At 35.0% G+C, this 12021-nt stretch carries 7 protein-coding genes; 4 read left to right on the forward strand and 3 right to left on the reverse strand.

Annotated elements, in window-relative coordinates; genetic code table 11:
- The first annotated feature begins 183 nt into the window (after positions 1 to 183).
- Positions 184 to 855 (forward strand): response regulator transcription factor, encoded by a 672-nt coding sequence (locus tag Q4496_RS10035; protein WP_215972610.1) that lies wholly within the window; start codon positions 184 to 186, stop codon positions 853 to 855.
- Positions 856 to 1157: 302 nt separating this feature from the next.
- On the opposite strand, the gene Q4496_RS10040 is transcribed toward Q4496_RS10035, so the two are convergent.
- Together Q4496_RS10040 and Q4496_RS10045 are read right to left on the reverse strand one after the other, a co-directional pair.
- On the reverse strand, positions 1158 to 1769 hold the full coding sequence (locus tag Q4496_RS10040) for a PEP-CTERM sorting domain-containing protein (protein WP_215972609.1): 612 nt from the start codon (positions 1767 to 1769) through the stop codon (positions 1158 to 1160).
- Between the two features lie 36 nt (positions 1770 to 1805).
- Positions 1806 to 5783, reverse strand: a complete 3978-nt coding sequence (locus tag Q4496_RS10045; protein ID WP_303610392.1) for an ExeM/NucH family extracellular endonuclease — start codon at positions 5781 to 5783, stop codon at positions 1806 to 1808.
- Between the two features lie 199 nt (positions 5784 to 5982).
- On the opposite strand from Q4496_RS10045, the gene Q4496_RS10050 reads away from it, so the two are divergent.
- From Q4496_RS10050 to hppD, 3 genes are all read left to right on the forward strand, one after another.
- Positions 5983 to 7362: an ATP-binding cassette domain-containing protein gene (locus tag Q4496_RS10050; protein WP_215972607.1), complete on the forward strand. Its 1380-nt coding sequence runs from the start codon at positions 5983 to 5985 to the stop codon at positions 7360 to 7362.
- 561 nt (positions 7363 to 7923) lie between these two features.
- The gene (locus Q4496_RS10055; RefSeq protein ID WP_303601914.1) at positions 7924 to 9780 is read left to right on the forward strand and encodes a DEAD/DEAH box helicase; all 1857 of its coding nucleotides are present in this window, start codon (positions 7924 to 7926) and stop codon (positions 9778 to 9780) included.
- Positions 9781 to 10056: 276 nt separating this feature from the next.
- Positions 10057 to 11136 carry a 4-hydroxyphenylpyruvate dioxygenase gene (gene hppD / locus Q4496_RS10060; RefSeq protein ID WP_215972605.1) on the forward strand — a complete coding sequence of 360 codons (1080 nt, stop codon included), beginning with the start codon at positions 10057 to 10059 and terminating at the stop codon, positions 11134 to 11136.
- A gap of 59 nt (positions 11137 to 11195) precedes the next feature.
- On the opposite strand, the gene can is transcribed toward hppD, so the two are convergent.
- Complete coding sequence (gene can, locus Q4496_RS10065) at positions 11196 to 11798, reverse strand: carbonate dehydratase (RefSeq protein ID WP_215972604.1); 603 nt, start codon at positions 11796 to 11798, stop codon at positions 11196 to 11198.
- Positions 11799 to 12021: the final 223 nt, after the last annotated feature.

Here is a 12021-nt window from a genome sequence, read left to right on the forward strand (position 1 = left end):
CTTAAGGAGTAGAAAAATATTCTGCTCCTTAAAAATCAAAGAGATAATATTTTAAACGAATATAGCGATTAAATTATTACTTTATATCTAAAAGATGAGTTTTCTACAACTTTAGGAGGGTTAACTAGTTGATAATAACCTGCTAGAGTCTAGTAGCTTACTCATTTTACGGTATTTTGCTTTATGTATAAAATCTTGGTTGCAGATGATCATCCGCTATTTAGAGATGCCATTGTTAATATTATTGGCATGAAATTTCCTGGGTCAACGACTTATGAAACTGAAGATATAGACTCTACACTTGCTTTTGTTAAAGATAATGATGAAATAGATTTAATACTTTTAGATTTAAATATGCCTGGTATGTCTGGCCTTAATGGTTTATTAGATTTACGTAATCAATGTCCGACAACGCCTGTTGTTATTGTTTCAGCAGAACAAGAAAAACAAAAGGTTTTGCAAACCCTATCATATGGCGCCGTGGGGTTTATTTCTAAATCATCGTCAAAAGATGTTATTGGTGAAGCGATAGAGAGTGTTTTTCAAGGTAATGTTTATTTACCTTCAGACATTATGCGCTCAGAAGCTACCACCACCACCACGACAACTGCCACTGCAAAAGAATATAAAGTTTTACCTGAAAATATCTCTTTACTCACTCGCCGAGAATTAATCGTGTTAAAGCATTTAACGAAAGGTGAAGCGAATAAACAAATTGCGTTCAATCTTCATATTTCAGAAACAACGGTGAAATCGCATGTTTCATCTATTCTTAAGAAGTTAGGTGCCTCTAACCGAGTAAAAGTGGTGCTTGGTTGTAGTGATATCGACTTCAATCAATATTTAAAGCGCTAGTTTTGACTAGCGCTATTGGCTAACTCTCAAACTTATTTCACTTGGAAATTATTAATACCGATCTTACTAACTATGTGATCATTTCTGCTTGTTAAAATCACCAACGAAATCGTTATTTATTTAATAATTAGAACAACTAGTTATTGAAATAAAGGCCTTATATTTGGCAATTTTTTTACGTATAAAATTGTTCACCTAATTAATGAAACTGGTATAACGTATACTTCAATACACGAAAAATAATCAAAAAAAAGCCCTTATCACCAAGATAAGGGCTTTAACTAATATAGATGAATGCTAAATTAGTTAACTTTTCTTTGCTTCATTATTAACATTAGCGCCATTAGAAGAAGCAGAATTGATGCTGGCTCTGGCACGTCAACAGGTTTAGTTGCTGTAATCACATAAGGCTTATAGTTATCGTCAATATCATTCGCTATATTGGTAAAATTATTGCCAAAAGCATCACCAAATAATATGTTTGATAAAATAAACTCACCTTCACCATTACTTAATACATTAAAGTTGATGCTAGCTAATACAAAGCTGCTTAAACCGTCTTGCGCTGTAAAAAGGTCGATTGATTGAGCGAAACTTAATTCGTTAATCGTTAAGCTATTTGTTTCTGTATCAATGGTTTGAAAAGAAGCAAAAGATGGGTCAACATCAAGTAAATTGCCAAAACTGGTTGAAGAATACTCAATTAAATCGTTACTCCAAGCGAACGAAAATTCAAATGATGCGAGTAACTTTTGAAAGCCTAAAGAATCGTCTTCAATATCAGTAAAGATAAAGTCGGCCGTTAATGTGTCACCCACTTGATAGCTATCTTGGTTTAAGTCGATGGTTAGTAAGGTTGCTTTACTACTTAACGAAACGAAAAGCATGGTTAGTAATAGTATTGTTTTTTTCATGATAATTTCCTGTATATTTTTTAATTAAGTTAATTGTTATTCTGCAGCGCAGCGTGAACGTGTACATAAAGACATAAGTGCTCTTACATCAAGACTATTAACAACATTGTCGTTATTGAAGTCATACTGGATATTACTTGCTGCACCGCTTCTAATCATGCTCAAAAATTGATTGATATCATTGATATCGATGTCATTATCGCCATCAAAATCACCGGCTAACTCAACTTGACTAGTTAAATTAAGCGAAATAATAACAGGATCATGATCTGAAGAGCGGTAAGCATCTTCAGCGAAGTATGTTGATAGTTGCTCAGATGATTTATATTCGGTGTTATAATCGAAAATTGCTGGCTCATCAGCATTGATATGCCAAACAGTAGTGTCAGCCACTTGGCTTGCTAATTCGCTACTTGCTAGAGCATGATCTAGGTAGCCAATTTCTCCGCCAAAGCTATAAGAATATCCAGCAGATCCCATATGCTCAGCCACTAGGTTTTGGTATCCTTTAGCGGTTATCGCGTTGATCGGATCTTCTTTACCGTAAGCATTTAAATCACCGATAATAAGGAAGTCATTATCTGTTGAACCCGTTGGATTAGTACTTAACCAGTCTACTAAGGCACTACCTGCTTGTGTTCTTAATTCATTCCAACAGCCTTGACCATCACCGTTATCAAGGTTATTTCCTGAGGCACTGCCACAACTGCCTTTTGACTTAAAGTGATTTACTGCAATAGTTAAGGCTTCATCAGTTGAAATTTCTTTGAAAGTTTGTACCAGTGGTTGACGGTTACCGAAATCAAATGGGCTATCATCTGTAGTGATTGCATCACCAACTAATGCTACCGTTGCTGGTTTATAAATTAAACCTACAGTAATTGCATCTTCACCAATACCAGCTTGATTCATACGAACGTAGTTATATGTACCTTCGCCTAATTGATTATTTAGCTGTTGTACAAGCTCAGCAATAGCACTATTACTTTCAAAGCCATCATTCTCAATCTCCATTAGACCTACAATATCAGCATTAATATCAGCTAACGCCGAGACTATTTTGCTACTTTGACGAACAAATTCTTCTAAAGTATCAGCACCTCGTTCTGTAGGGAAACCCTCACCAGTACCGTCGCCATTAAAGTAATTTAACACGTTAAAACTTGCTACTTTTAAAGTACCAGTATTTGCAATTTCAGGTTGTGATGTTCTAGCATTACTATTAATAAACTGTGGTGTAATTGTAGGTAAAACACGATACTCACTGAAACTATAATCAATAATACCGGTTAAATCAGAAACTGAATCACCTAAACGTAAAGTATTTTGATAGGTTAATCCAGGTGCCGGAAATGGTACATTATCAGGGTTTTGAGCATTATTGATATCATCTAACGTGATACGGTTTCGGCTATTCTTGTCGGCTAAATTGATAGCTTGCTCACTTCCTGCATCATAGATGTTGGTAGGAATAATTAAGCGTCCATTAGACAAAGTTAATTGACCGTATCTACCTAAATAATATGTATCACTTACTTTTAGCGTTTCAGGGAAGGTAACCAGCATGCCTTCTACTGTTTCCCAGTAGCTAATGGCTGATACTGGTAAAGATACTGAAGTTGTTAATACAGGTTCACCTACGCCACAATCAATAAAGTCAGATGTTGCAGTTAATTGCGTACGGTCATAGCTTTCAGTGACACTGCCATTAACTCTTACTTTATTACCTACTGTTGGGAAGTTACTAATGCCGTTAAAGTAAACAAAAATAGCTTCAGAAGTCATAGGATCATTATCGTTGTCGCTTGCTTCTTCTTGAACAAAGTAACCTGAAGAGTCTTGTAATACCGAAGTAACAGTACCTTCAATAGTTTTTATTTGGCCAGTAAATGGAGATTCACTACTCGTTCCTTGAATGCTACTAATGAGATCTGCGTTATCTCCGCACATTCCTATTACAGGTTCTTCAATTGGATCTGTTGGATCTGTCGGATCGGTAGGATCTGTTGGGCCAGTATTAGATAAATGAGAGCCTAAATTTGTAAAAGTATCTTTAGCGTGTACATCCCATTGTGCCGTTGTTACGAATTCATCTGTGCGATCCGTATCACCAGATGTTATAGAAGATGAGCGTACTAGGGTAGTATCTTTGCCCCAATTTTCTTTAACACCATAAATACCAACTGTATCGATAATATTATTGCCATGAACAAGTTCGATGTAGTCGTCACCGTTAAAATTAATAGCACTAACAAAATGATCAATGTAAGGTACTAAAGCACTATCATCAGTGATTTGAGAAGAACCCAGTACTACCACATCTTTTGCTAATAATTCACCCGTTAATGTGTAGCTACTTGTTGCTGTTGTACTACCATTTGAATAAAGTTTGAATTGATAATCTGTTAACGAAATCGTTGAATCAGTTGGGTTATAAATCTCAACTGCTTTATTAAAGCTAGAGCCTTCTACGTATTCAGAGAAAAAGAGGTTATTAGTTGGCACTGTTGGCTCAACTGGGTCTACTGGATCAATAGGGTCAACAGGGTCTACCGGCTCAACATCTGAGCATGATGTACCATAAATGATTGAAATCCATTCTGGGTTGTCGATAAACGGGTTACGATTTCCTTGAAATTCATAAATTTTGTTATTTCGGTTAATTTCAAATTCATCAACAGGATCGGCATCACTCCATGATAAAAGAGTGCATAATTTACCTAACTTTGGTTCACCAGTAGTCGTTAATGTTTCGCTAACTTGTAAATCAGGTGTGATAGAGTCTAAACCTGCATAACGCATATCCATATATAAAACGATACGAGCTACATCACCTTTTACTGCATCCCTTGGTTCAAAAGAATCATCATCAACACGGTTTTCTGGTGATTCAGCTAAAGCAGAGTCACTATTATCAAAATCTAAATTACCTCTTGATGCGTTAACCGATATATCAGTAGGTCTTAAATGATGAATATCTGAATAGGCAAGTGCACTAGAGCTTGGGAAGCCATGACTTTTTGCCCAAACATGTTCGCGATTCCAGTTATCAGGGTTTGTAGATTGTGAGCCACTACCATTTGAATGTTTTGCTTTTGAAATGCCACGATAAAATAAAATAACATTATCAGCATTTAACGGATCTTCATCCGTTACTGTCAACGCTGTCCATGCTTCTGAATAAGTGAGTTGTTTGTGGTTGGTTGAAATTACTTCATTGATGTTCGTTCTAATAATATCAACACTTTGTTCTGAATTTATTGCGCTGATAACTGGCGCATAATAAGTAGCAGCATCAAAATCTGCAGCATTTTCTATTTTGCTTAAGTCAGGACAATTAAAGCAGGCGTTCGTAATGATAGTAGTATCGTTGTCATCGTTGCTAGCTTCATCATAAACCCCTGAGGTAACTAATACATTATCTAACCTGATGTATTCAGCAGCAGAATTATTCGACATAGATACTTTTAATTGTAGAGTACTGCCTTCAGGGATTGCTTGTGTAATTTCAGCTGAGGTAAAGTCGTCAGTTAATGTATGATTATCATCACCATTGCCTTGCCAATTTTCTATTTTGACAAAGGGAGAATTATCTAATGAGTATGAAAGGTCAAAAAAGTCTGCTGATTCTAGCGTTCCATCTTCTTCAGCCAATACGGATATATTTATATCACGTTTGCCTTCAATATTAATAGGCTCTGATAACCAGTCTACTGTCCCGTCAACATCTCTAGCCTCAAGTTTGCCATTGGTGACTTTAAACCAGTCACTATCATCTGCTAAATCTGCATTACTTACATCGATTGACCAGCGCGTAACATCATTCATATTAAGCGTATCAAAAATGGCACCTTTAGTGTCTAATGCTATGTCATTAAAGTCTTCTGCCCATAATGTTTCAGCACTTAACGCACTGTGGGTGACAAAGCTTGATGCAACGCAGAGGGCTATCAAGCTTAAATTTATTGTACCAGAGCCGAGAAGTCGACTTGTTTTTACCTTATTCGTTATCATTTAATATCTCCAAGTGTGTAATCATTATTTTTAAAAACTAACCTGATTTTGAACCTTAAATGTTACATTAATGTTAAAAAACAGTAAGAATATGATTAAAGTTGACCAGATAGTCAATAGATAACGCTTAAATCATTACTTTTAATGATTTATAATAGTTTTTATTTCAACCATCGACTCTTTAGGTTTCAACATTACCATGATAGAAATAACTAACTTTAAGCATGACAACCTCAGTATTAAACAATGGAAAATGACTGAGAATGAAACTTGGTGTGTATTGGGAAGAAATGGCTCTGGCAAAGAGTACCTTGATCAATTATTAACTGGAGAATTATTTGATTACTCAGTCGATCATTTTCACTTACCTAAGTCGAATAAAGTTGGAATTGTTTCTTTTGAAGCACAACAAGTTATATATGAAAATGAATTAAAAATGGATGCGACCGATTTTAATGATAGTAATGATATTGGTACGCAAGCGAAAAACTTTCTTCCTCAAGACAAGTTAACTGACCCATTAATCGCTCAATTTGGTTTAGAACATAAATTAGAAAGTGGTTATCGACAACTTAGTACTGGGGAAGGGCGAAAGTTACTTATTTTACAAGCAATACTTAGTGGTGTGGATTTACTGGTATGTGATAACCCATTTGACAGTTTAGATGAAGCTTCATGTGACGCTTTATCAACAATATTAGCATTATTACCACAACAAAATATTAATGTATTACTAATTTTAAGTAATCGTCAAGACATTCCTACCTGGTGCCAGAAAGTTGCTTTTATTGAACGAGGACAACTTGATGTTATAGGCGAATTTGACAATGAAGAAACAAAACGTCAATTAGATGCGTTGCTTACACCGAAACCTGATAACCTTGAATGGCCACCATCGATTAAGTCATTGTCTGACTATGAACACCCATACATAGTTAAATTAACTAATGGTAAAGTACATTATGGTGGCGTTAATGTATTTGAAAACTTAGACGTTACGATAAAGCCCTTACAGCATACTTTAATAACAGGTAAAAATGGTAGCGGAAAATCAACATTAATGCAGCTTATAACGGGTGATTGTACACAGTGTTATAGCAATGATATTGAAGTGTTAGGCTTTAAACGTGGCTCAGGTGAAAGTATCTGGCAACTAAAAGAACATATGGGCATTGTTAGTTCAGAGTTTCATCGGCAATATCGAGTAAAAGGAGAGCTCTTAACTGTAGTTTTATCCGGTTTTTTTGATTCTGTAGGTTTATATCAAAAACCGGAGAACTACCAGATTGATATAGCTCGAAAGTGGCTGGATATGGTGGGGTTATTGTCATGTCAGCATGCTATGTTTCAAGAGTTAAGTTATGGTGAACAGCGATTAGCTTTAATTGCTAGGGCGCTTGTGAAATCACCTTATTTATTAATATTAGATGAGCCGACACAAGGTTTAGATGAAATTAATCGCCATCGAGTACTTAACTTTTTAGAAATATTGGTCCAACAAAAACATAGTACTTTAATATTAGTGAGCCATCGAAAAGATGAGCATTTACCTATCTTTACACAGCATATCAGGTTATAAATCTTTCAGTTATTAGGCGATTACTATCAGATAATCTCAAGTTATATTAATAGATTTATTAATATAACTTGTAAACTGGTATGCTTTGTGTATAATGCGCATCCTCGATGAAGGGATGTTGATTCTACTGATTACTATATATTTTTATATCGCAGTAAAGTCGACAAAATGATAGATAACACTTAATTTATAAAATAGTGTTTAGCTTATTGGTAATATTCTTAAAGAAAGAATTTTATAAAACTAATAAGCTCATCGATATGAGTAGGGGTTTTCCGCCCAATAGACTTGCCCAGCTGAACATTTCGTTTTCAGCAGAAATATAGCGTTCCTACGCTATGCGCTTTAAGTCTTCCTGGTGGTTTCCTCGTATGATATACGCAGGTTAAGACTTAGCAATTTAAAATTTATTCAATTCAGTATACTTTCCATAACAATGTTATGTGTGAAGGTGATCTATTCTTTGTTCTTTATTTTTTGCTAATTTTTCTTTATTAGAAGTCTTTATATAAGTGTCTTAGAGATACTCTAAACACCTGCCTTAAAATGATGATATTTAAAATGACTGAACAAAAAAACACAGAAAAAAATAATGAACAATCTCCTGTAGCACTAGATAAAGTTGCTGTTAGTTTTGATTCTTTAGGTTTACCGCAAGACTTATTAACAGCGGTTCTTTCTATTGGTTTCACTTCTGCTACTGGTATTCAAGCACAAACTATTCCGCCTTTATTGGCAGGCAAAGATGTTTTAGGTGAAGCACAAACGGGTACTGGTAAAACGGCTGCGTTTGGTTTACCTGCATTAGCTAAAGTAGACACTTCAATTAAAAAACCACAATTAATGGTTTTAGCACCAACACGCGAATTGGCTATGCAAGTAGCAGAAGCTATTGAATCTTTTGGTAAAAATATGAAAGGTTTACGTGTTGCTACATTATATGGCGGCCAGTCTTATGGCCCACAATTTCAACAATTAGAGCGTGGTGCGCAAGTTGTTGTTGGCACACCAGGCCGTTTAATGGATCATTTACGTCGTAAAAGCCTTAAATTAGATGATCTAAAAGTATGCGTACTTGATGAAGCCGATGAAATGTTAAACATGGGCTTTTTAGAAGACATTCAGTGGATTTTAGATCACTTACCTAAAACGACACAAATGTGTTTATTCTCTGCAACTATGCCTCCGGCCATTCGTAAAATAGCGAATCGCTTCTTAAAAGATCCTGAGCATATTAAAATTGCAGCGGTTAAAAAAGCAAAAGCTAATATTACACAATATGCGTGGAAAGTAGGTGGCATCACTAAAATGACTGCTTTAGAGCGTATTGCTGAAATTGTTGATTACGATGCAATGATAATTTTTGTACGCACACGTAATGATACTGTTGATGTTGCTGAAAAATTAGAGCGTGCTGGCTATCCAGCATTAGCCCTTAATGGTGATCTTAACCAAGCGCAACGTGAGCGTTGTATTGATCAAATGAAATCAGGTAAGTCGTCAATATTGGTAGCGACAGATGTTGTTGCTCGTGGATTAGATATTCCACGTATTTCTTTAGTGATTAACTATGATTTACCTGGTGATCATGAAGCTTATGTTCATCGTATTGGCCGTACAGGCCGTGCGGGTCGTGAAGGCATGTCAATTGCTTTTGTTCGTCCACGTGAAATGTATTCATTACGTCACTATGAGCGTTTAACTTCCGGTACAGTGAATATGTATGAGTTACCAAACATACAAGAGTTAGGTAAAAAACGTATTGAACGTGCTCGTGATGAAATAGCTAAAATTATTGAGTCAACAGAATTAGCAAGTATGCGTGAAATTGTTGAAGCAATGGCAAGTGAATCTGATATGTCTATGACAGATCTAGCGGCAGCGTTAATATATCAAAAGCAGTTAAAGCAGCCATTCCAACCGAAAGAAGATCCTAAACCACGCCGTGACGCTCGTTCAGATAGTCGCTCAGAAGGTCGTGGTGATCGCAATGGTCGTGATAGAAATGACCGTGGTAGAGATTCTCGTCGTGATGCACGATCAGATAGTCGAGGCGATCGTAATGGTCAACGTGGTTCACGTGATGAAAAGCCGCGTAAAGCAAAAGTAGATCGTAATGATGTAGATTGGCAGACTTACCGCTTAGAAGTTGGTAAAGAGCACGGTGCTCGTCCAGGTGATATTGTTGGCGCAATTGCGAATGAAATATCATTAGATAGCAGCTATATTGGTGCTATAAACTTGCATGACAAGCACAGTTTCGTACAGTTACCTAAAGGTATCCCAGATGATTTATTTAAACAATTAAAAGGTGTACGTGTACGTCGTCAACCATTAGCTATTACAGCTTCAGAAGAACAAGTTGAAAGACAACAAGCACCACGTCGTCGTAGTGAACGTTCACAACGTCAAAACTAATTTGTAGTAATTTATTACGTAGCAAAAGGCGCTTTTAAGCGCCTTTTTTATTGTCTGTAAATAATTAAATACATCCTCTATTAAGCCTCTATATAGGTTTGCTTTCTATTTGTACTATTTCTATTAAATTTAACGTAAATATTCATTTACGTACACTTTGCTTTTGCTATTTATCATAGGCTTCCGTAAAGGCTAAATCCTCTAGATAATGAAGTTATAACAATAAGCACCTTACCTTATAAGGTGTAAATATTTCAAAAATGAAGAGATGATAAAATGAATAGCACAACGTTAATCAATCATAATCCGTTAAAACTATGTGGTATAGAATTTATTGAATTTGCTAGTCCTGATTCTGATTTTATGGAGCAGGTTTTCTATGGTTTTGGTTTTTCAAAGATTAAAAAATTTAAAGGTCGTGATATTGATTATTTTAATCAACATGATATTCATTTTTTGCTTAATAAAGAAATAAAAGGTTTTTCAAACGAGTTTGCTAAAAATCATGGACCTGCTATTTGTTCTATGGGGTGGCGTGTTGATGATGCTGACTTTGCTTTTCAAGAAGCACTTAAGCGAGGTGCTAAGTCAGCTAAAAATGAAATAGGTAAGTTACCTTACCCGGCTATTTTTGGGATTGGAAAAAGCTTAATATACTTTATAGATAATTTTGCCAAAGAAGAGCGCAATAATAGTAAAAATAAAGGTTATATATATGATGTCGATTTTGATTCACATGATTCACCTGTTTTAGTAGAGGAAAAAGGCTTTTTAGCTGTCGATCATTTAACAAATAATGTTTATCAAGGCACTATGGATATATGGGCTGATTTTTATAAAGATATTTTTGGATTTACTGAAGTACGTTATTTTGATATTAAAGGTATTAAAAGTGCCCTTATTTCTTACGCACTGCAATCCCCTTGTGGAAAGTTTTCTATCCCTATTAATGAAGGCAAAGGGAATAATAATAATCAAATTGATGAATATTTGGATGAATACAATGGTCCAGGAGTTCAGCACCTAGCTTTTATCACTGATGATTTAGTAAGCTCTTTAGATAAGTTAGATCGTAATATCGTTGAAACATTGCATATTGTGCCAGAGTATTATGATGAAATATTCAATCGTGTTCCTTGGGTTAAAGAAGATAAAGAAAAAATTAAAGCACATCAAATATTGGTTGATAGCCAAGCTGAAAATACTTATTTACTTCAAATATTTACTAAAAACTTGTTTGGACCTATTTTTATTGAAATGATCCAACGAGTTGATGATCAAGGTTTTGGAGAAGGGAATTTTTCAACCCTATTCAAATCTATTGAGTTAAATCAAATGGAGCGAGGCACGTTATAAACCTTGCAGTTTTTTGTTAACAGGATGATTTAGATTAGTTAATCATCCTGTTAAAGGTTTTATTTATTACCACTTACAGAAACATTTAAGTCTTTTAATATACCATCGCGTAAATTATAAACAACACCATGTACAGTTACATTTTGTTTAGCAAGCCAAGCACTACGTAATATGGTTGTATTTGAAATATTAGCAACTTGTTCAATAACATTAAGCTCGCAAAGTAAATCAATGCGCTCTGCTTCACTTTTAACATTATTTAATTTCTCTTGGTTAAAGCGATAAACATCTTGTATATGGCGTAACCAATTATCAATTAAACCATGGCTTTCATCATGATAAGCCGCATGAATACCACCACAACCATAATGACCACAAACAATAATGTCTTTTACTTTTAAAATTTCTACAGCAAATTGGATTACCGATAAGCAATTAAGATCTGAATGAACAACTTGGTTGGCAATATTACGATGAACAAATACTTCTCCTGGTAGCATGCCCAATAATTCATTTGCAGGCACGCGAGAATCTGAACAACCTATCCATAAATATTGTGGTGATTGTTGCTCAGAAAGGCTTTTGAAAAAAGTAGGGTTGTCTGCTGTGATTTTGTCAGCCCATTGTTTATTATTTTCAAATAAATGTTTTATTGTGCTCATATAGTGGTTTTATATTGATGTAAGGTAAGTTGCTAGCATTTTATGGTAATAACTAATTGAGTAAAAGATATTTATGGTATTACCAGTAGAATAATAGTGAGGGGTAATATTAACTGAATATAATTGCCTAGTTAACCTGAACTCGGTTTAAGATGTTTTTAATTTATTGAAATTATTAATAATATAACCATATTTTATACTCTAACTTGATAATTTTTCTTAA

This window comes from Colwellia sp. 5_MG-2023 (genome assembly GCF_030547795.1).
Classification (GTDB): Bacteria; Pseudomonadota; Gammaproteobacteria; order Enterobacterales; family Alteromonadaceae; genus Colwellia.